Origin of the sequence: Streptomyces flavalbus (assembly GCF_042674625.1) — a bacterium.
Classification (GTDB): Bacteria; Actinomycetota; Actinomycetes; order Streptomycetales; family Streptomycetaceae; genus Streptomyces; species Streptomyces flavalbus.
The window spans coordinates 2,286,714-2,308,263 of record NZ_JBHTEB010000001.1; the positions used below are offsets into that span (position 1 = coordinate 2,286,714).

Consider the following 21,550-nt stretch of genomic DNA (forward strand, 5'->3'; position numbering starts at 1 on the left):
AGCTGAGGAGAATGAGGGTTCAGGAGTGCGTGCTGTCGGACGAGGTGATACCCGCCGACTCGGAGGAGGCCGGGTTGTGGGACGCCATCGTGGTGCCGGAGGAGATCAAGGAGCGGTTGCGCAACCAGACTGTGTTGTCGCTGCTTGTGCGGCCTGACCTGCCGTTTGCGGTGACGGCGTTGCACGGTTTGTGCACGCTCTACGGCCCTCCCGGCACCGGCAAGACCACCCTGGCACGGGGTCTGCCTGCGCAGGTCGCCCGCTACGTCGGCGGAGGCGCGGTCCGGCGGATCGAGATCAACCCGCACGGGCTCATGAGCGCAGAGCATGGGCAGTCGCAGCAGCGTGTCAGCGAGCTGCTCGGCGAGTACGTTCCGGGTCTGGCGTCGGATGGCGTGCCGACCGTGGTGATCCTCGACGAGGTCGAGTCGATGGCAGTCGCCCGCTCTGCGGCGTCGCTGGCTGCCAACCCGGCCGATGTCCACCGAGCCACCGACGCGGTACTCACTGCCTTGGATCTCAACGCCGCCGAGCACCCGCACCTGTTCTTCGTCGCGACGAGCAACTTCACCACCGCCCTGGACGAGGCGTTCCTCTCCCGCTCCGACGCCGCCATCCTCGTCCCGCTTCCCGAGCCGGAGGCGCTGCGGAAGATCCTGGCCTCCACGCTGCTGATGCTGGCCGACAAGTACCCGGTCTTGGGTGAGCTGGCGCGCTCCTCGGCGATGGAGCGCATCGCCGAGGCGGCTCACGGGCTGGACGGCCGCCGTACGCGCAAGGTGGTGTTCGAAGCCCTGGCTCAGCGGCTGGACACGGTGCTGGACCCCGGCAGCCTCACCGAAGACGACCTTGCCTCCGCGGTGCGCAACGCCGTCGCGCAGACGGGTGAGCCGGAGGTGTCCCGTGCGGCGCACTAGGCAGGTGGCGGCCTCTCCCATGCGCAGTGCCAGCGGAACCTGGGCGGTGATCGCGGACCTCGTGGCGGACACAGTGGCGCAGTCCTCCGCGCTATCCCGCGACGAGGCGGCGCAGGCGATGTCGGCCGCCGAGGCGGTCGGGCGGATGCTGATCGCGGCAGGGCACCTGCAGCAGCACCCGATCACCCTGGTGGTCGGGAAGGTGCACTGCGAGATCACGACGGTGTCCGGCACGGCGGCGCTGACGTTGGAGGAGAACCTCAATCCCGTCCCCGGCGCGGCGGGCGCCGACGATTTCACGATCCACCTGCCGTCCGCGGCGCCGCTCCAGGAGCAGGTGAAAGCAGCTGTCGACGGTCACGCCCGGTTGTCCGACGCTGTCCCGCCCGCTCCGGAGACGAAGGCTGCCATCTCTGGTCCGCTGATCGACCGCGAGGCTCTGCGACGGGCGGTGACCCAGCGATGACCTCCACCCATACCTACAGCTACACCCGGACCCACACCGCCACGCATCTGACCGATGTCATCCTCGGCACCATCACCGACATCCTCGCCGACCTGGGGATCAACATGGATCGGTTCCGTCGCGACTGGGTGCAGAACGAGGATGCGATCAAGGCGTGGATCGAGGAAGGCTCCCTCGACACGGTCGTCCTGGAGTGCCACCAGCCCTCGGGCGCCGTGGCACCGGTGATCGAGTTCCCGGTGTCCTACGCCACCTCCGGCGACGGCAACGCCGAGTTCACGGCCTCTCGTGCCCGAGCCGCCCGGTTCCGGGCCAAGTTCGACCGGGTGCCCGCGGGCACAACCTATCGGCTGTTCTGCACCTTCAACGGACCCCGCACCCCGCAACCGGGTTGGGGCCCCGGCCAGCGGGCGAGCACCGACGGCCTGCGCGGTATCACCTTCGGCACCCTCGGCTCCGCCCCGCACGCCTCGACCGGCATGCGGTACTACCACAAGTGAGACCACGATCAGGAAGACACCGCCATGGGATACATCGACGACGCCTTCACCAAGCTCAAGCACAACCTGGAGATCACCCAGACCGAGCAGAACCTGGCGAAGGCACGACACGAGGCCATCCGCGATTTCCTCCGGTCGCACTGGGACCTCGCCGACGACTTCCTCACCGGCAGCTACAGGCGCGACACCAAGACGAAGAAGCTCAAGGACATCGATATCTTCGTGGTCCTCGACGCCGACGGCTCCCAGGCCGGCTTCCGCGATCAGGCGCCCATCCAAGTGATCAACGCCCTGGAGACCCTGCTTCGTCAGAAGTGGAGCGCTGCCGCCCGCGACGGCATGGCCGTCGTCATCCCCTGCGGACCCGACGACGAGGTCATGTCGATCGACGTGGTCCCCGCCTTCAAGCGAGACAAAGGCGGCTACTACATCCCCAATCCCTCGGCAGGCGACTGGATCGCGACCAACCCCAAGCGCCACCACGAGCTGAGCATCGCCAAGAACGCCGACTGCGACGGCAAGTACGTACCCTTCGTCAAGATGGTCAAGGGCATCAACCGCGAACTCGGTGAGCCCGTGTCGCCCTCCTTCCTGCTGGAGGTCATGGCTCAGTCGCTGGTGAAACCGCCGATTGGGCGGTACCAGGACGAGATCGTGCTGTTCCTGGCCACCGCCGCCGAGCGCATCGGCGACGAGTGGCCTGACCCCGCTGGCCTGGGTGGTGACGTCAACGCCGTCATGAGCGCGACTCAGAAGCTCGCCGCGGCCAACGCGCTCGACCAGGCCGCGCCATCGCAGAGCGGGCGGTCGATCTGGAGGACGAGGGCCAGGAGCACGCCGCCTACGACGAGTGGAGGAAGCTGTTCGGGAACAGGATGACCAGGCCATGAACCTCTTCACCGACCCCGGCGGCGTCCACGGGATACCGCCTCGGGCTATCCACGAGCGGCAGCTCGACGACGACATGTTGCTCCTCCAGCGCGCCGCGTCGGCAAGCCATCAACGCGGCCAGTTCCTCGAAGCCGTGCGCGTCACAGCCGCCGTCGCGCTCGCCGCCGCTGGTGTCCTGATTACGCTGATCGGCCACGGCCGGACAGTGGTCTCGATCGTCGGGTTCTTCTGGTTCGTCGTCTCCGCGTTCCTGCTCAAGGGCCTCGCCGGGAACACCGCCCGCCAGGGCGCCCTGCTCCAGGAGATGTTCGACGTCGCCCTGTTCCACTTGCCGTGGCGCGCCACCGTTGCAGGCGATCCCATCCCCGAACCCGACGTCCGCCGTCTCGCGCGCAAGCTCCGCCGAGGTGGCCCGAAGGACAAGCGCATCACTGCCGGCTGGTACGACCCCACCCACGACGTCCACCACCCCTACGACGTGTTCATCGCCCAGGAACAGAATCTTGCCTGGGACGCCCGCCTTCGCCGCCGCTACAGCTACCTCATCGCTGCTACCGCGGGGGTGTGGGCCGCCGTCGGCTTCGTCGCCGGTTTGGTGGTGGCGGACACCACTCTGGGCGACACTCTCCTCAGCTTTTTCGTCCCGTCCCTGGCGGTCTACCAGATCGCTTACGAGATTTGGTCCGGCCAACGCAAGGTGGCCGACGAGCGCGACCGACTCACCAAGGTCGTCAACACCGAGATACACAACGGACGCCCCGGCCCCGTCCCCGACGAAGAATGGCGCCGCCTTCGAAACGTTGCACGGGACGTACAGGACGGCGTACTCCGCACCCGCCTGGACACCACCCGAGTACCCGAGTGGTTCTACAAACGCTTCCGCGACGACGACGAACGCGACTTCGGCGATACCGCAGAAGGCCACCGCGTCCGCCTCGCCCAAGACAGACCCCCTCCCACGTAGTTCGCTGGGCGGGATACTCCAAGCCCGCCCCCCGTAGCGGCTTAGAGTCGCCCCGGCCTACAACGGCAGAAACGGGCTGGGCCTACCGTGCCAGGAGATGCGCAAGGCATCGCGGGCTCGGGTGGTGGCGACGAAGAGCTGGTTGCGGCTCTTCTTGAGCTCGCGTTCGTAGCGCTTGGGGTCAGTCGTCTTGTACTTCTCGACGACAGCAGTGCGCGGGAGAATGCCGTCGCTCGCGCCGATGACCGCGAGCTTCTGGTACTCAAGTCCCTTGAAGCGGTGCATCGTTCCAACGTGGACCTCGCCGTCACCTTGCGGGCCTTCCTTGGTGAGGGTCGCTGTGGTGATGCCGTGCTTCGTCTCCAGGTCGGCCGCGACGCGGCCGGCCATGTCGCCGTCGGCGACGCAAACGGCCATGGTGCCGCTGGGGTCGCGTACGGTGCCGTCCTCGGTGGGCTGCGTGATGTCCGCGCGCCACTGCTTGAGGGCTTCGGCTAGCTGAGTGATCTCGTCAATCCAGTCGGCGCAGGCGACGTACTCGGGGGCCGGCCCGTGCAACAGGGAGTGGTAGCCGTCGAGGGTGTCGGTACCGTCGTCGAGGTCGTCATAGGTGCCCCCGCGGACGACCTTGGCGGCCTGGTCGAGGATCTCCTGGGTGGTGCGGTAGCTCAGCGTCAGTTTCGAGGAGCGGCCACCGCGGATGTTGATGCCGACCGTGGAAAGGGTGACTTGCCGGTCGTAGATCCGCTGGTGGGTGTCGCTGGCGATAAACAGGTCGTCAGGGCCGGAGGCGACCATGGCGCGCAGCATCTTCCAGTGGGCGGGGCTGAGGTCCTGGGCCTCGTCGACGACGATGTGACGGTAGCGGTGACGCAGGTAACGCATCGCGGAGCTGTTGTCGTCGAGGTGGGCCAGGTCGCCGCCGCCGATATCGGCCTTGCGTTCGGCCCGCGTCTGGATCTTGCGGGCGCGTTCCATCTCGTACCGCGCCGCCCGCTCGGCGGCCTGGGCCCAGGTCTCCCGTCCCATGCCGTTGAGGCGCAGGGCGAACTGTTCGAGCAGTTTCCAGACGACGGCGCGTTCGGGGCGGTTGAGGGCGCGACCCATGCCGGCGCGACGGGCCTTGAAGTAGTCCTGGCGTGTGCCGAGGGACTGGCCCAGGACGATCTGCTCCCATTCGTCGAAGAGGAATTCGGCGTCCCAGCGCTGCTCGTCATGTTCGAAGAGGACCTCGCGCAGTACATCCAGAGCCTGGTCGTCGGTGATCAGGCTGCGTTGTGCGCCCGGTGCGGTGTTCTCATTGAGGACGCTCTGGGCGAGCTGATCGATGTGCTTGATGTCGACGCGGCCGAGCAGCGTTGGGTCCATGAGCGAGGTGAGTCGGGAGCGCAGGTCGGCGGTGAGGTTCTTGGTGTACGTGGTCAGCAGGATCGGCCTGCCATGGCCGGGCGGCAGAGCCGCGGCGAGGCGGGCGACGCGGTGCAGGGCGACGATGGTCTTGCCAGTGCCGGGGCCGCCGCTGACCCGGCCGGGGCCGCTGTAGTTCCGCTCGACGATCTTGCGCTGGGTGGGGTGGAGGTAGACCTTCCAGGCTCGGAAGTCGCCCTCGGCCAGGACGTTGCGGATGTCGTCGTCGACCGTGGTGACCGCGGTACGGGTGAGGGCCGCTGCCATGTCGTTCTCGAAGCCCGGTTCGAGCTCCGTGGAGGCAGGCTCGGTGATCTCACGCTCGACCTCGTCGACGGACATGCCGGAGCCAAGCCCGGTGAGGACCTCGGCGGTCAGGCGCGGGGCTCCGGCGATGAGCTGGTCGAGCTCCTCGTCGGTCGTGACCGCGAGGGCCGGGCCGATGAGAGCGTCGGCGACACCAAGCCGACGCAGGTCCTCGGGCGTGCAACCGACGAGGAGCGGTTCGGCGGGGACGGCCGGTCGTGGCGACACAACGGGGGCGGGCGTGAGCTCGGCCGGTGCGGTGTGTTCTTCCTGGGCCGGCGTGAGTTGGAGTCCCGCGCGCTGGAGGACGCTTTGACCGACGACGCCGAGGTCGACGAACTCGATCTCGCCGGTGACCCGGTTGATGGCGACGGTGAGTTCTTCGTAGACGTCCTTGCGGTGGCGGACGGCGACAATCAGCCACTGCTGGACACCATCGGCGCCGACCCCTGCCCGGGCCAGCAGCGCCCGGTACGAACGGTCGATCTTGGCGCGGAAGATCCGGCCGTCCCCCTTAAGGGGCTTGAGATCGAGGCTGGGGTGATCGGGGTCGAGACGGAACTGGTGGCAGAAGTCGTAGAACTTCGTCTTGACCGACGAGTCCATCTTGTAGAGCTCGTTCTCGGCCTTCTGGTAGAGGCTCAGGCGTGCGGTCATCGTGCGGCACTCTGTTCTTCGGAGTCGGGACGGACGGTGGCGTCGGGGAGCACGCCCAGCAGAGCATCGAGATCGGCGAGCCAGTCGTCGGCCGAGCGGATGCTGAACCCGGCGACACGGTAGGCGCTCCAGGTTTTGTTGCTCTCCTCGTCCTCCTGGTCGTAAGGCTCGGCCATGACGGCGATCCGCGGAGTGCCGTGGTCCCAGACGAAGTCGGCGAGCCAGCCGCGTTCGCCGAGCTCGTAGCCGTAAGCGGGGGCCTTCTTGCCGCCGTCGGCCAAGACGTGGGCGAGGCGGGTGAGAGGGGAGTTGGGGTCGTCCTCGTCGAGGTATTCGAGGATCTCCCGGTCCCACAGCAGATCCCGCACCGCTGCTTCGAGAGGAGTCTCGTTGGAGGCTTCCGCGGGGACGGGCTGCGGTGCGGGTGTGCCGGTGCCATACCGCACGACGAGGGATTCGAGTTCACCGAGGCCGCCGAAGGCCTTGAGGACCGAGAGGTCGAAGCTTGCTGCAGTGGCTGTGGTGAGTTGAATACCGTCGCCGCCGTCGTGGGCGAGGAACTGCAGGATGTTGGACCACTGGAGCCACGCGCGCCAGCGCGCCTTGTGTTCGGGCGTGCCCAGCTGGTCGTGTGCGGTGTCGTCGAGGCAGGCCAGGGCGGACCAGCGGCTGGTGGCCGCGTCGACGAGGAAAGCGATGGGGAGACCGGACTGGTCGCAGGTCTGGAACAGGTTGAGCGTGCCGGTGCCCTGGATGGGAGCCGGGTCGATGCCGTCGGTGCGGCCCCAGGCGTCGAGGAGCCCGCTGAGCGTCTGGCGCGTCTGGTCCGGGGTGCCGTTGCCGACGAGGATCTCCTGACCGGTCCCAAGGAGCCCGCCGACTATGGCTGATGCCCTCCTGCCCCAGGCCGCGTCGTCCGGGCTGCGGAGGTAAGCGAGGAGCATGGTCATCGGGTCAGTGAAGGCGGTGGCCGCAAGGTCGTCGCCGCCACGGTCGGCGTAGAGTCGTTTGGCGAGGTCCTGGGCACTGCGAGGGTACGGCGGCCACACCGGCTCGGCCGCCTCCCGCCCTGCGGCGGACTCCGCCGTGTTCGTCTGCCGCTCGAAGGCGTCGAGGTCGTCCCAGGTGAGCTGAAAGACAATTCTCCCCCGGCCCGGAGCCGGTTGCGTTTGTCGGCGTCGCCAGCGAGTCGGTTGTGGCGACGAGAGGCGTGGAAGCGGTGCCCATCGAGGTAGACAGTGATCTTCTGCTTGGGGCCATTGACGCGTTCGAAGGTGAAGTCGGTACGGGTGTACCCCTCGTTGCGTTGCGCTGTCAGGCGCCAGCCGTGCACGGTGCCGACCGCGTCCAGACGCAGATAGGCGCTGTTGTCGCCGCTCTCCTCCAGCACGGCGTCGCCGCGCTGTCCGGCCCACCCGCGCAGGGCCTTGAGGAAGCGTGCCTCCAGATCGGACTCGACCTGGCCGTCCAGCCCGATCTGATCGGTGTTGCCGACCTTCTTGGTGTCCCAGGCGTCGGTGTCCGTGCCCAGGAGTTCGTCGAGGATCTCCAGGGCGGCCTGGCGGGAGACGCGCTCGATGTACTGCTCGTCGGCGTAGAGGTACAGGCAGCGGTGGCAGGCCGGCCCGCCCTCCTCGTTGCAGGGGCATTCCAGAAGCAACCGGCGGGCGCCCTCCAGCACCTGACGGAAGGCGGCGGGGTCGGTGAGCCGGTCAAGGTAGCCGGTGCCGTGCGGGAGACGGTCGTACAGCACCAGGAAGTGCCGTTTCTCCGCGGTGTCACGGTCCGGCATGGTGGCGAGCGTGGTGGCGAGGTGCTGCGGGTCGCCGCCGAAGGCGCCGTCTACGCCCAGACGCAGGGCCGCCTGGAAGGAGTGGACCTTCTCCTCGACGAGGACGGTCGCGGCCGGCAACAGGATGCGCAGGGCCTCGGTCTCCAGTTCGTGGGCGAGCAGGACCGGTTCCTGGGGTACGCCCTTCTTGCCGCGCCGCAGCGGGCACCAGGGAGTGTGGTGCTTGAGTTCGCGCTGGCGGTTGGCGGAGTTGTCGACGGCGTCCCGGTCGTCGTCGAAGACCGGACGGCCGTCGGCGCTCGCGGCTCCGCAGGCGGTGCACACGTGGAAGGGGGCGATACGCACCGGCTTCCCGGCGAGCTGTTCGTTCTCCTGGGCGCCGATGCTGAGCGGTCCGGCGTTGATACGGCGGATGACGGCACGGCGGGTGTAGTCGACGCCGAAGACCTCTTTGGTATGCCGCCAGGACTTACCCTTGGCGAAGTGGTCGGGGTGGATGTCGACCATGTCGACGACGGTGTAGAAGCGGCGGTCGCGGTCGTCGCTCTCGTCGCCGATCCTGGCGTCCTCCCGCTTGTCGCGGGCCGTCACGACGCTGGGCTGGACGATCTGCCACAGGCTGCCGGAGTCGGCGATGCCCGTCTCTCCGCAGCGCGGGCAGGGCGTGATGTCGTTCTCGGCGTTCTCGGTGCGGACGTAGCCGCACGAGGGGCAGAAGCGCCAATGGCGCCAGTCCTGATCCCGGCCGGTGACGATGTCGATACCGGTGATCCGGTGCTTGTAGCCCTCGGCATAGAACGTGTTGCCGGGGGCGAGTTCGGACAGGGCGAAGCCACGCGGCCGCCCGTACGAGAACGACTTCGACTTGTAGCGGGGCCGGCCTTCGGGTGTGGTGCCCTCGGGCCAGAAGACGGTGGCGTCGAGGGTGGTCGTGGCGTCGATGAGGGCGTAGTTGGGCAGCAGGCCGAGGTCGCACAGCACGGTCTGGGCGGGCTGACGCTGCCGTGCGGCACCCTGCTTGGAGATGGCGCCGAGCTCAGCCTCCAACTCCGCCTTCGTGCTCGCCTGTTCGTCGTCACCGTCCTTGAGCTCGTCGATCGCGGAACGGATCGTACGGATACGGGTGCGCAGCTTCTGGTTCTCGCGCTCCCACTCCCGCTCGGCCTTCTCGATCGCGCTGCGGATGCCGCGGACCGCGTACCTCTCCAGCTCCTTCTTGGCGGTGTCGCTCACGCCGGTCGGGAATAGGGCGAGGAAGCCCGCGACGAGCTCCTCGCCGTGGGCGAGGGCGGCGTCGGTGAAGTCGGCGAGGTAGCCGGAGGGGCCGAAAAGCTCATCGACCCGGCGCGACAGGGCTGCCAGCGGCTTGCCGTCTTCGCGCAGCAGCCGGCCGCGCGCTGCGAGATCGAGGAGGTGGGCGGTGTACTGGCGGCGCAGGATCTCGATGGCCGACAGATACGAGCCCGGCGGCACGATCCGTCCGTCGATCATGTCCCGTGGCCGGTCGAGGAAGTACAGGTCGCGGCGCTTGCGGTCCGGAATGGTCAGCAGGAAGGCGTTTCCGGTACGGCGTCCGGCCCGACCCGCCTGCTGGGCATAGTTGGCCGGACGGCGCGGTAGGGCGCCCAGGACGACGGCGGACAGGTCGCCGATGTCGATGCCCATCTCCAGGGTGGGCGTGCACGACAGCACGTTGGGGTCGTTGAATCCTTCGCCGTTGCGGAAGGCGTCCTCGACGCGTTCGCGCTTGCCGCGGGAAAGCAGACCGGTGTGCTCGGCGGTGATGACCTGGTAGGTACCCGCTCGCCGGTACAGGCGGCGATAGTAGTCGTCGCGGTAGTCCCGGTCCCGGTCGTGCCGGTCCACGGTCTCCAGCCACCGATCACCAGCGACCAGCCGCCCCTTCGCACAGCGATACGCCTGGCAAGGCTGCCCGTGGTACTGGGCCAGCAGCGAGGGATGGACGGTCTGCTCCCAGAAACACTTCGGGCAGCGCACATATGCCTCGTTGACCTGGGCGTCGGTCAGCAACTGCAACCGGATGGCGCCCGGCTGAAGGCCGTACAAGCGGGCGGCCGTATCGCTCGGGGTGCGCGCCGAGAGCAGCCCGGCGTCGGTGAGCCGGGGCAGCAGCCGCACCCAGAACTCGTCAGCCTGCTCACGGGTCATGTCGAGGCAGCGCTGGGCCCAGCTCTGGTACCAGGACAGACGTCCGGCTGCGAAGTCGAACTCGCTGCTCGGCTTGGGCCGCGCGAGCAGGAAGCTCGGTGCGGAGACCCCCTTGGGGAAGGCCTTCATGCCGCGCGGGCGGCCTCCCCAGATGAAGTAGCGGCTGGTGCCCGCCTCGTCGAGGAACTCTTCCAGCCACCGGTGCCCGACCGCCCCCCGTGTGCGCAGCCGCTCCAGCAGGCCGCGCAGGAACGCTAGATAGCGGGCGTCGTCGTGTTCGGTGAGCGTCAACCCGCGGTGGGCGGCCTCCTCATGAGCGCCGCGCACGAGCGCCACAGCCGCCTGCTCATCGGGAATGTCCACCCAGGCGGCTGAAGTACGGGTCAGTTCGAGGGTACGGCCGTTGCGGGAGCGGTGGCCGAACTCCATGACGGCCTCGAACGCGAAACGTTCACCGATCAGGTCCCAGGTCTTCTTGTCCCCGCCGCGTCCTTGGCCGGACAGCAGGCGCGCTACGCCCGTGTCGTCGTGGAGGTCCGGCGGGACGACGGCAGCGAGTGTCTCACGGTCGGTGGTCGCCGCTACGACGTCGGCGACAAGGTCGTTGAGCGCGCTGGGCTGCTGTTCGCTCAGGTGCTTGGTGAACAAGGCCCGCAAGGAGAAGGTGTACGAGCGGGAGGCGACGAAACCGGCCCGGTGCGCGGCGTCCTGCACCGAGTCGTTGAACATAAGTGTCTTTGTCTCACGCTGCCTCTTGTCCATCTCCCCGCCGGTGAACAGCTGGGTGACGGAGGCGGCGGCGAGAGCGGCAGCGCCCGTACCGACGAAGCGGATCGCGTTGTGCGTGCCGCAGGCGGGGCACCAGTCGTCCTTGGCGGCGCGTTCCGCGGTGTCGCCCAGCTGGACCAGGACGAAGGCGGAGTCGGGGCCGGCGGGCGCCGGGTTGCCCTCGTCGTCGTAGTCGCCCTGGGGGTCGGGCAGCCGCAGCCGCTGGGACAGGCCGTCGAGCACCATGAGCACGCCCGCGCCGCCGGTGGTCAGCGACCTCTGCACCGCCGGGTCCATGGCAGTACGGCCGTTGCCCTCTCGGGCCTCGTTATCAGTGGCCGCCACCAGGGTGCGCACCTTGGCCTTCTCGGCGGTGACGGTGGCCCGGCGGATCTTGTGAGCCTCAAAGTTCAGCTCCTCGAAGTCCGACTCGGGAGCGAGGACCGACCAGCCGGAACGCCCGCATTCTCGGCAGTACACCGCGGGCAGGAAGATCTTGGTGTCGCGGGAGGTGGTGGTGTCCGGCGTCGTACGCGACTGGCTCTGCGCCGCGGCCGTATCCCACGCGAACTCGGCCTTCGGCCACGGCAATACACCCCGCAGCATCCGGGTGACGGACCGCGCCCACTGGTGCACCTCGACCTGGACAAAGGGGCGGCTGACCTCGGCCGGCGTGTCAGGGTCACGCGCCACCGACAACAGCGCGACGAAGCGGGCGAGTGCCAGCGCAGCGATCTGGGGCCGCGTCGTGATCGCCTCGTCCCAGCTCTTCGCCCCACTACGGCGCATCACGTCGAGCACCTCGTCGTAGGTGCGCACCGTGCCGTCGAAGGCGTTCAGGACGGCGTAGGTGAGCCGATTGCGCTTGAGGGCTGCACCGAGAGCGACCGGATCAGTGACCCGGCTTCCGGTGACGGCCTCGGCGAGGTCCGCGAGTTCTTCGCGGCCGGACGCCGGATCCGGCAGGGCGCTGAGTGTCTCAGGAGGCGTGGCGTGGCCGGGGAGGAATCGCGCGTCCGGGATCGACTCATCCTCGCCCAGGATGAACTCGTCGACCGTCAGCCGGTTCTCGCCGACAATCGCGTCCTCGGTGAACTCCGTGCCGAATACGTTGGTGGCCACGGAGAGGAGTTGCTGTACCCCGTCCTCATCGGTGCCGGAGGCGAGGGTCGCTGAGGTGGCGATGGGGGTGATCGAGCCGAGCGGCTTGCCAGGCTGGTTGGCATCGACGGCGATGGCGAGGCGGCGCAGCAGCATGGCGACGTCGGTGCCCTGCGCGCCGTCGTACGTGTGGAACTCGTCGACGACCACGTAGCGGATGTCGCTGCCGTCCCACAGCGGTGCGTCGGCGGCACGCTGGAGCAGCAGGTCGAGCATCTTGTAGTTGGTGATCAAGATGTCCGGCGGGGACAGCTGCATGTCCTGGCGGCGGGTGTACACCCGGTCGTAGTGCGTCGCCGCCTTCTCCCCGATGTAGAGGCCGGCGCGGACACCGCTCAACTCGTCATAATCGGTAAGCAGATCGTTGATGCGGGCGGCTTGGTCGGTGGCCAGGGCGTTCATCGGATAGAGGAAGACCGCCTTGACCCCATTGTTCCCGGCCGCGCGTTCGCGCGCACAGTGATCGAGCACGGGGTACAGGAACGACTCGGTCTTGCCGGAACCTGTGCCTGTCGTGACGAGCGTGGGCTGAGGTGTGTGGCCGTCCTTGGAGGTGAGCCGGGCGAAGGCGCGGGCCTGGTGGGCGTACGGTGTCCAGCCGTCGGTACGGACCCAGTCCAGGTACTGTTGCCAGCCGTCGTCGGCCGGGGTGAAGGGGGTACGCAGGCGGAGGTACGGGCCGCGGAACATGCCTGCCGTCTCGTCCCCGAGGAAGGCATTCAGCGCCTTACGCGCGCCCTCGTCCGCGAGACCGTACGTCGTGGACAGGTACTGGAGCAGGCTCTCCTTGAGTCCCTGTGCTTCGAGGGTCGGCCTCACGGGGTCGGGACCTCCATCTTCTCCGGGTCCCAGAGACCCTTTGCCACGGCGTCATCGAGCCGCTTCTTGAAGTAGGCGTGGGCTTGGCGCATTTCGCGTTCGCGGTTCGCCTTGTAGAAGGGGGCGGTGTAGCCGACGGGGACGGGGTTGTTCTCGGGATCGTCCTGGTAGGCCTGGAACTGGGTCCAGTGGTCCTTGGTCTGGTCGAAACCGTAAGTGTCCCGTCTGGCCGCAATTTTGCGCTCATTAGCATCGAACGATGTCACGTCGTCATAGCCCTGAAGTACAGGGAATCGGGCCCGGTACATAACGATGAGCGTGTCCGCGTCGATGCCGAGCCAGACGGCGACGAGTGCGTCGATCTCGACTAGCGCGGCGCGGCGGGCGTACTCGGTACGCAGCGGGGTGTCCCGCTGCCAGATAGGGGTGACAGCGTGTAGGTCAGTGCGCATGCCGGGCCAGTCGATCGCCCAGGGCTCGTAGGCGGGCCACTTGGGGTCGTAGAGATCGGCCCAGAGATCAGCATAGGCGGTGGTCAGGGCGTTGAGGCGTAGGGTACGGAGAAGGAGAGCGGAGGCCAGAGGGTGGCCTGACTGTGGCGCCGGAAGACGCCTCGCCTGTGCCACGTCCAGATGCCCGACCCCGGCGGTCCGCAACAGGTAGTCCACGGGTAGAGCAGCCATGAACCCGGCGGTGAGCCCGGTGAGGCGGGGTGACGTGATGCGTCCGGAACGCACTGCGTGAATGTGGCTGGTCCCTGGAGGAATCAGCGTTGCGTAGAGCGCACGCTCTGTATCGAATGTGACCCTCTCACGCCACGCCACGCGATACCACGCGCTGTACGGCATCCCCGCCTTGTCTCGCAGGAACACCTCAATCTCCCCAGCATCGACCTCCTCCTCCGGAATCTTCCTCTTTGCCGCAACCCGAGCCCGAGCCTTCTCCCACTCCTCATCCGACGCGAGCAGCGCCTCGTACGCCTTCCCGTCAGTCCACTCGTCTTGGGCAGCCAGGAACACCTGGGGCGTCGCCACGCGCTTGTACTCCGACTCGGGTACCTCGTCGTCGGCGATAGCCAATGGGTTGAGCCCGCGCCTTTCACCCTTACCCTGGCTGGGCTGCTTGAACATCGGGTTGGCGACGTCAATCTGCACGCCCTTGAGAATGACGTCATCCCATGACGCGGTATGGTAGTCTTTCTGGCCGTCGATGCCGGTATTGTAGTCGATGAGTCGCTGGTTCCTGTCCGGGCCGAACTGCGCCTTCTTAGCCCCACTTTCGTCGTACCCACGGGTGATATCCGGGTTCAGTTCCCCGAGCCTCAGCGGGTACAGGCCAAGTGCGTCGATCGCCGGGTCCTCCGCCGTGCTCACCGGTGTGAGGAGGGGCGTTTCCTCCAGCGGTCCATCTTCGCCAGCAAATCGCTGCCACCGTTCGAGAGTTCCGCGGGTTACTCGCACCATCCTCTTTGGGTGAGGGCGCTCATCCCAGCTGCCATTGAACCTGACACCCGGATCCTCCCCGGGGTCATCAACAGCATCCGAAAGTCGCAACACATCTACCGCGTAGAGCCAAGCCAACGAGTAGAAATCGACTTCCTGATCAGGACCATAGATGTGCACGCCAAAGTGAGTCACGTCCCTAACCGGTTCTGGGAAGAACCGGTTATTGGCGTTAACGAAGTCGCCGTGCACACGCAGCCGCCGATAAGCCGCCGCCCGCAGTGCTGCCTCCTTGTCTCCCGCGAAGTGCGTATCCGGGTGCACCATCCCCACCGTGCCACCGTGCCCAGAGTGGTCCCATACTTCGCACATGAAGGCCCGGTACAGGTTGGGTTGGCTGCCCGAGATGAACGGATAGACGTATGCGGCCGCCAGGTACGACGCCATCGTCGCCGTGTGCGTCAGCACACCGAGCAGGTACTCTTGTACCTCGCGCCGCCCAAGCTCGGCCTCCCGCCGCCGGTTTTTCTCCTCCGCCTTCGGCTTCTCCGTGAGCATGAACCACGGCTCGTACTCCGCAAGAACCGGATCCTCCTTCCACTCCGGCCGCACCCACGGCGGGTTACCCACCTGAAGGTCGAAGCCCCCTGCCTCCCCGGCGAAGACACCCGCAAAGTCCAACTCCCAGTGCAGGAACCCCTGTTCCTCCGCAATATCCCGCACGACCCGCATCCACGGATACCGCGTCTCCACCGCCTTGCGGGCGTCGTCCATACCCATCTCGGCCTGGATCAGGTCTTCGAGCTTCTTCAGCTCCTCCAGAGAGTCGACCGTCGTGGCAAGGGTGTCCTCCGGGACCGATCCCGTGCCGAGCAGCGACTCCAGGAAGGCGATCCAGTCGCCCACGTCCGCCAGCGGAATGACATCGCGGCGGCGTGCCGGTCCACTGGGCTTCTTGGATGCAGAGGAGGCACGTGTCTTCTTGGCCGCCTTCTTCTTCCCGGCCTCGTCGTCGCTCTCAGCCTCACCCAAGGAAATCTGGTCACCGTCTAGGGTGAACAGGAGCCCGGGCTCAAGGAACTGAGGCACAGGCGTCGGCTCGGGCGCGCGCTCCTGAACCTCCACCGCCGCCCCGGCCACCGAGGACAACAACGCGTCAAGGTCGGCCCCCTCCTGCGCCGTCACCAACGGAGCCGTGTCGTACTCCGCATCGGACCCATCCAGCAGGCCCACCTTCTCCAGCGGCCAGAACCACAACGCGCACCACGCGTCCATGACCTGCTTGAGCCGCCAGTACGGGGAGCCCTCTGCCTCGAAGAGGTCCTTGAAGACCTGCTCCTTGGTCAGCGGCAGGCTTTGGTCAGGGTTCTGTTTGTCGCGGCGGAGGAAGGCGTATTCCCCCGCGTCCTCCTCACGATCCGTCCCCCACACATCGATGGTACGGGCGATCTCCTGCTCGCTCAGCTCCATGCGCTTGGCAACTAGCTTCCACAGGAACTCAACGCGTTGGGCCGCAGCCTGCAACCGGGCGAGCTGGCTGCCCTTGCCGCCGGTCGTCTTGGGCTTTGCCTTGATGCTGTTCTTCCACGCCTTCAGCTGCTCCACCTGTGTCCCGGCGAGCTGCTCCACCAGCTTCTTCGCATCCCCACTCGCCCCCGCGACGGCACCCCACCCAGGCGTGGGCAGAAGAAACTGGTGCACAGCCCCATCCGGCAGCAGCTGCTTCGCGCCATCACCAGCCGCCCTAAACGGCAGCTTGGTGGGCACCTGCGCGCCGATCGTCCGCTCCTTCTTGATGCGCTCGGCTTCGTACACCCAACGCCGGGCTCCGATAAGTGAGTTCCCCCGTCGCAGATGCAGTCCGAACCACGGCGCACGCATGCCGGGATGCATGGTGTTGAGCCACAGCGACACCTCTGCGAGCTCCACGCCCGTCGCGTTGAGGTCGATCCCGTACGCGTTGTGGAGGGCGATGTACGCCTTGACCTTCTGCTCCGCATCGAGCGCCTTGGAGGTGTCCAGGCTGACGCCCAGCTCTTCCTGACGGCGCTTCAGGTACTCCTTGGCGACCTGATTGATCGCCTCGTTGAGGAACGCGCCAGATCCAAGGGCCGGTTCGCAGATCGTGTAGCGCAAGAGCTCGCTCGCGCGGGTCTGGATCGTGTTGCCGTCAGCGTCCTTGTCCTGGTCGAGGCGGTGCTTAAGGGCAAGCTCGACGGTGACCTTGGTGAGGGACTCGGGGGTGTAGTACGAGGCGGACGTCTCTCGGTCACGGCCAGCCAGTCGGTAGACGAAGGTGCCCTTGGCGTACTTCTTGGGACCGCGCAGACCGTATTGTTCGGCATCCTGGGGGGAGTACACGACATGCGTGTTCTCCGGGTAGTGCTTTAGTCTCTCGGCCGGGATGAGCCAAGAACCTTTCTCCGGGTCGCCGTACTGCTTGCCGCCCTTCTTCGCGCCGGGCTTGGCGACCTCAGCCAGCTCGTCCTTGGCGATGATGCCGGTGTAGGACATCAGGCCCTCGTAGACGGCGCCAAGCTGGTTGATGCCGAGGTTGCGGTAGGAGATGAAGCCGCCCTGTCTGCCCTTCTGGCCAGCCTCCTTCATGGTCAGCAGACGCAGTACCTGGTGCAACGCCTCGTTGCGCAGTCGCAGGTCCAGCCACCTCGGCTGCTCGTCCCCGTCCTCGTCCCAGTGGGGGTGGAGGATGTGGCGGCCGATGAGGGTGATCGCCTTAGGGTCGAACAGTTCGCTGCGCAGCGGCTCGAAGCGCAGTCCGCGAAGCTGGCTGCGCTCCTCGGCCGGCTTGTCGTCGTCGGCTTCGGTGCCATGCGGACGGTGGCCGTAGTTAACCTTGTTGAAGAGAACGTCGAGGGAGGCGTAGAGGTGGAAGCCGTTCCGGCTGTCCTCCTCGACCAGCTTCCGCTCCCGCGCCACCAGTTCTCGCAGCCGGGCGATCGAGTACCCGGTCTGGTACGTCGAGTCGTCGGCGGGCAGGATGCCCAGTTCGGGTCGGGCCTCCGCATAGAGGAGGAAGAGGATGCGGTAGAGATAGCGCAGCGATTCGCGGGTGAGCTGCTTGGCGAACGGGCCCTTCTTGAGGTCCTCGATCTCCCGCGGCTCGACCTCCTCCTCACGCAGGCGGGCGAGCACCTCGTTCGCGATGATCTCGACTGAGTGCTGGAGTCCCTTGCGCAGCTCGGAGTTGACGCCGACGGCGTTGTCCCGTGAGGCCTTGAGCAAGTCGTCGAGGCGTCGGCCCTTGCCGTCGGGGCGGGGCGCGAGCATGTCATGGGAGAAGAGGGCGGCGAGGAGGGAGAGTTCGCCGGCCTTCGCCGTGTCGTTGCGGGCGAGGGCCGCGTCCAGGTTGGCAGCGAGATAGCGGCCTTCGGCCCAGGAGTTGCGGTCGGCGAGGACGAGTACGCCGCCGCAGAGCAGCAGGATGAAGCGGGGTCCGTCGCCACCGGGCTCGTGCAGTTCGCTTTGGAAGAGCCAGCCCGCCAGCTTCTCGCCGACATCAATGAGGCCGTCGGCGGTCTTGAGCAGGTGGAGGAGCTGTCCGGCCTTCTCGGGGTCGAGGGCGTCGTCCAGTTTGGCGGTCCAGCCGCAGTCGATGGCGAGGATGCCGTTTCCGTGCCAGGCGACCTGGAGTTCGTACTCCCGGCCCGCGTTGTGCACGGTGATCGGCTCAGGCCGGTCACCACTGTAACCGAGGGCCTTAAGGACAGCTGTGTGCCAGGTGGCGAGGCGTTCTGTCCACTCGCCCGTGGGGTCGTCGTAGGTGCTACCGAGTTCTTCCTGCTGGGCGCGGGCGGACAGGAAGGGGCGCACGGTGGCCAAGTACTCACCGCGGAGTCGAGGGAGGAGTTCGCGCGGAGTGGGCTGCGGGTCGTGGGGGTCGGTCTCGCGGCTGGTCCACAGGGTGAACAGGCCCTCATCGCCCGCCTTACTCCGCTTAAGGGTGTTCTCCAGCTCCTCGCTGAAATAGTGGGCGGAGAGGTACTCGCCGCGGTTGGCGAAGGAGTCGTAGGTGTAGCTCATCGTGCGGACTCCTCGGCGTGTGCGGCGGAAACGGTGGCAGGGTGGAGGGGTTCGAGGACGCCGAGGACCCGCAGCATCGGGTCGCCATCGGTCCGCAGACGGCGTACGAGGGCGCGGCGGCGCTTGGCGGTGTCGTACACCTGCTTACGACGACGCTCCTGGTTGCCGACGGCGATCAGGGCCCCCTGCTCCCAGACCTGCACCCGGTCCTCGTACGGCGCCAGGTAGGAGTCGACCTGCTGGTCGTAGTCGGCGCGGCGTTCACGCAGGTGGGTCTCGGCCGCATCGACAGCCGCGGGAACGAGTTCCTGGAGGAGGTCGGGGTCAACGGGCTGGGCGCGGCCGGGCATGTCAGGGCCCACGCCGCAGGCGGCGAGGAACGCCGAGTCCATGCGCCACACGCGAGGAGTGGCCTCGGCGAGGCCGGTGACGGCCATCCACTCCACGACCGTCGGCTTGCCCGCCGCGTTGGAGTAGACGCCCTGGAGGAGATAGACAGGGCCGGTCAGGGCCGAAGGCAGAGCTGCGTCGATCCGTTTGGCCTTGGCTACGTCCGGCTGGTAGGCGAGGACGAACGCCTCGTCATACTTGAGCTTGGCGAGGACCTTGTCCGTCACCCAGTCGAGCACCGGGTGAATGTCGGAGACGTAGGAGACATTGGGCCACTGGGACGTGGGCTCGTCGGTCTTGCCCTGCTTGGCATTGCGGGCGGCCTCCAGGCGGTCGGCGGCGTACTGCTTGTCGAAGGTGATGCGCAGCGTGCCGTCGTACTTGGACGTCGTGAGGATCTTCTCCTGCTCCAGATACGACTTTGGCAGCTCCCGGAAGCGGTACTGCAGGTCGTCGGGCGGGGTGAACTCGATGCGGCCGCCAGCCGTTTCGGGCTTCCAGTCGAGGGCCTCGCGCTCGGCCTGCGGGTAGATGAGGTCTACGGCGGTGTGGAAGTACGCCTTGGTGTCGGCGAAGACGTGGGGTACGTCGGCCTCGGGCACCGCGGCCGTGCCGAGAGTGGCCGGAGCGGCCGTTGGGTCGGCGAGCCGGGCATTGGCGCCGGCGAGGAGCCCCGCGAGGACCCCGCCGGACTCCTGCTGGGACTGTTTGACGGAACGCTCGACGGTGCCGCCCTTGATGAGGTCGCGGGTGAGGCGGTCCTCTTCCTTCTTGTCGTTGTAGAGACCGGTGACGGCCTCGGCACTGCCCTCGCCGGTCTCGATCTCGTGCGCCTGGGCCTCGCGGCGCAGCAGACGGGTGCCGACGAGCCGGTCGTCGAGCGTGAGCATCTCGCCGCTCTCCTCATCGCGCCGCCAGGGCACGTCGGCGGTGAGGGTGAGCGCACGGAACTCAGGGCTGACCGCCTGCCCGTAACGGTCGATACGTCCGTTGCGCTGCTCAATACGGATGAGGGACCAAGGCAGGTCGTAGTGGATGAGGTCGTGGCACTGGTGGTGCAGGTTGACGCCCTCGGAGGCGATGTCACCAGTGAACAGCAGCCGCACTGGCTCCTCGCGCCGGCCGAAGCGGTCGACGATCTCCCGCTGTTGCTGGTCGTTGGTGGTGTCGCCGTGCATGACCTCGACGGCGCCGTCGTACGCCTTCCAGGGACGCATCTTGTCGGGCTTGGCCAGGTTCTTCTTCTTGAAGCCAAGCCGGGCCGGGACCTCCTGGGCCAGCCAGTCCAGGGTGTGGACCCGCTCGGAGAAGATCACGACGCGGCGCTCGGAGTCCGGGCCGACGCCGAGGTCGTCCTTCAGCGTGCGGACGAGTGCGTCGAGCTTGGCGGAGTCCTGGTCGGTGAAGTCCGCGACCAGCGCCTCCAGCTCGGCGAGGGCCTTGCTCTCGGCGGCGAGAGCGGCGCGGCGCTCGGGGGTGTCCGGTGCGGTCTTGGCCTTGCCCTTCGCCGTGACGCTCTTCGGGTTGTCCAGGTAGGCACGCCGGTTGGCCAGGGATTCACGCAGGGCGACGTGGGAGGAGAGGAACGCCTTCAGGAAGTTGTAGCCGACCAGCGGATCGGCGCAGACCGACGAACGGTTCGGGTCGCCCGGCGTCCATTCGCTCGCGAGCTTCTCCAGGACGGCGACTTCCTTCCGTGTCGCCGGAGCCGGCACCGGCAGGGAGTCGCCGCGTTCAGCCCAAGGCTTGTCCTTGAGGCCGTCACGCACCTCACGGTCGGACTTGGTGCGCCTGATGTAGAGGTGGTCGAGGTCGGCGACCTTGTAGTTCTTGGGGTCGGCGATCGCCGCCGGGTCGAGCATCCGAATCAGCTCGGCGAAGGATTCGGCGTCGCCGTTGTGCGGAGTGGCGGAGGCCAGGATCAGCGCATCGGTCTGCTCGGCGAGACGACCGGCCAGGAGGTTGTTGCGGGTGCCCTTGTTCACGAGGTTGTGCGACTCGTCGATGACCACCGCGTCCCAGGTGATGTTCTCCAGGTGGTGGGCGTACGTCGCCGACTTGAGGGTGTCGACGGAGACGATGGCGCGCTTGAAATGAGCAAATGGGTTCCGGCCCGCCGGGATCTCCTGCTGAATGCGCTGGATGCCGGTGGAGTCCAGGCGCACCAGCGGTAGGGAGAAGCGGGTCCACAACTCGCGCTGGAACTGCTCCAGCACATGGGCGGGCGTGACCACGAGGATGCGCTCGCCGCGCCCGCGCCGGATCAGCTCCGCGAGTGTGATGCCGATCTCCAGCGTCTTGCCCAGCCCGACCACGTCGGCGATCAGCAGCCGTGGCTGCGGGTTGCGCATGGACAGTGCCAGCTCAGCGGGGCGCAGCTGGTGCTCCTGCCGGTCCATGAGAAAGGAGTCGGCGAGCGCGATGCCGTGCTCGGTCTGCGGCAGTGCGGTCTTGCGGATCACCGCCTCCAGATACAGGCGGGCCTTGGCGTGCCTGGAGGTGTCGTCGGGCACGAGCCGGGTCTTGCGCGGATCGAGTACGTCGATCTGGTCAAGGCCGGAGTAGAACACCGCGTCCGAGCCCCGGACGAACGAGGACACGCCACTGACCTCGACCATCAGTCCGTCGCGAGACTCGTCGACGGACTTCACGAGCCACTGCTCGTGGCGGATGCGTACCTGGGCGCCAGGCGCGAAGGTCGGCTTCGCACCGGCCGGATACGCCGACGCCGCATCGGCGTCGCGCGCCTCAGGAACCTCGGGCTGCATCGCCGTGGCCACGTGGTGCTCCTCTTGGACTGTGTACTCGTGATGTGCGGTGTGCCGCTGCCCACCCTTTGTATCGCCCCGAACCGACTCCG

The 21,550-nt window shown here is 67.4% G+C and carries 10 protein-coding genes; 5 read left to right on the forward strand and 5 right to left on the reverse strand.

What is annotated here, in order from left to right:
- Positions 1-29: 29 nt before the first annotated feature.
- From ACFQZ6_RS10145 to ACFQZ6_RS10165, 5 genes are read left to right on the forward strand one after another with little or no spacing between them, the layout of a single operon-like run.
- Complete coding sequence (locus ACFQZ6_RS10145) at positions 30-917, forward strand: AAA family ATPase (protein ID WP_381606845.1); 888 nt, start codon at positions 30-32, stop codon at positions 915-917.
- Positions 918-936: 19 nt separating this feature from the next.
- Positions 937-1,383 (forward strand): hypothetical protein, encoded by a 447-nt coding sequence (locus ACFQZ6_RS10150; RefSeq protein ID WP_381606847.1) that lies wholly within the window; start codon positions 937-939, stop codon positions 1,381-1,383.
- Positions 1,380-1,883, forward strand: coding sequence for a hypothetical protein (locus ACFQZ6_RS10155; RefSeq protein ID WP_381606849.1), 504 nt, complete (start codon positions 1,380-1,382; stop codon positions 1,881-1,883). Before ACFQZ6_RS10150 ends, ACFQZ6_RS10155 begins: the two co-directional genes overlap by 4 nt.
- Positions 1,884-1,907: 24 nt before the next feature.
- Complete coding sequence (locus ACFQZ6_RS10160) at positions 1,908-2,762, forward strand: CBASS oligonucleotide cyclase (RefSeq protein ID WP_381606851.1); 855 nt, start codon at positions 1,908-1,910, stop codon at positions 2,760-2,762.
- Positions 2,763-2,769: 7 nt separating this feature from the next.
- Positions 2,770-3,738 (forward strand): S-4TM family putative pore-forming effector, encoded by a 969-nt coding sequence (locus ACFQZ6_RS10165; RefSeq protein WP_381606853.1) that lies wholly within the window; start codon positions 2,770-2,772, stop codon positions 3,736-3,738.
- A gap of 57 nt (positions 3,739-3,795) precedes the next feature.
- On the opposite strand, the gene ACFQZ6_RS10170 is transcribed toward ACFQZ6_RS10165, so the two are convergent.
- From ACFQZ6_RS10170 to ACFQZ6_RS10190, 5 genes are read right to left on the reverse strand one after another with little or no spacing between them, the layout of a single operon-like run.
- Positions 3,796-6,108 (reverse strand): UvrD-helicase domain-containing protein, encoded by a 2,313-nt coding sequence (locus tag ACFQZ6_RS10170; RefSeq protein ID WP_381606855.1) that lies wholly within the window; start codon positions 6,106-6,108, stop codon positions 3,796-3,798.
- On the reverse strand, positions 6,105-7,058 hold the full coding sequence (locus ACFQZ6_RS10175) for a hypothetical protein (protein WP_381606857.1): 954 nt from the start codon (positions 7,056-7,058) through the stop codon (positions 6,105-6,107). Before ACFQZ6_RS10175 ends, ACFQZ6_RS10170 begins: the two co-directional genes overlap by 4 nt.
- On the reverse strand, positions 7,055-12,817 hold the full coding sequence (locus ACFQZ6_RS10180; protein WP_381606859.1) for a DEAD/DEAH box helicase: 5,763 nt from the start codon (positions 12,815-12,817) through the stop codon (positions 7,055-7,057). The genes ACFQZ6_RS10175 and ACFQZ6_RS10180 overlap by 4 nt, the downstream gene beginning before the upstream one ends.
- On the reverse strand, positions 12,814-18,300 hold the full coding sequence (locus ACFQZ6_RS10185; RefSeq protein ID WP_381606861.1) for a hypothetical protein: 5,487 nt from the start codon (positions 18,298-18,300) through the stop codon (positions 12,814-12,816). The genes ACFQZ6_RS10180 and ACFQZ6_RS10185 overlap by 4 nt, the downstream gene beginning before the upstream one ends.
- Positions 18,297-21,470, reverse strand: a complete 3,174-nt coding sequence (locus tag ACFQZ6_RS10190) for an SNF2-related protein (RefSeq protein ID WP_381606864.1) — start codon at positions 21,468-21,470, stop codon at positions 18,297-18,299. Before ACFQZ6_RS10190 ends, ACFQZ6_RS10185 begins: the two co-directional genes overlap by 4 nt.
- Positions 21,471-21,550: the final 80 nt, after the last annotated feature.

Excerpts from the sequence above, each read along its gene's own strand:
- ACFQZ6_RS10165 (WP_381606853.1), top strand. The coding sequence starts at position 2,770 with ATGAACCTCTTCACCGACCCCGGCGGCGTCCACGGGATACCGCCTCGG.
- ACFQZ6_RS10155 (WP_381606849.1), top strand. The coding sequence starts at position 1,380 with ATGACCTCCACCCATACCTACAGCTACACCCGGACCCACACCGCCACG.
- ACFQZ6_RS10170 (WP_381606855.1), bottom strand. The coding sequence starts at position 6,108 with ATGACCGCACGCCTGAGCCTCTACCAGAAGGCCGAGAACGAGCTCTAC.
- ACFQZ6_RS10160 (WP_381606851.1), top strand. The coding sequence starts at position 1,908 with ATGGGATACATCGACGACGCCTTCACCAAGCTCAAGCACAACCTGGAG.
- ACFQZ6_RS10150 (WP_381606847.1), top strand. The coding sequence starts at position 937 with ATGCGCAGTGCCAGCGGAACCTGGGCGGTGATCGCGGACCTCGTGGCG.
- ACFQZ6_RS10175 (WP_381606857.1), bottom strand. The coding sequence starts at position 7,058 with ATGACCATGCTCCTCGCTTACCTCCGCAGCCCGGACGACGCGGCCTGG.
- ACFQZ6_RS10185 (WP_381606861.1), bottom strand. The coding sequence starts at position 18,300 with ATGAGCTACACCTACGACTCCTTCGCCAACCGCGGCGAGTACCTCTCC.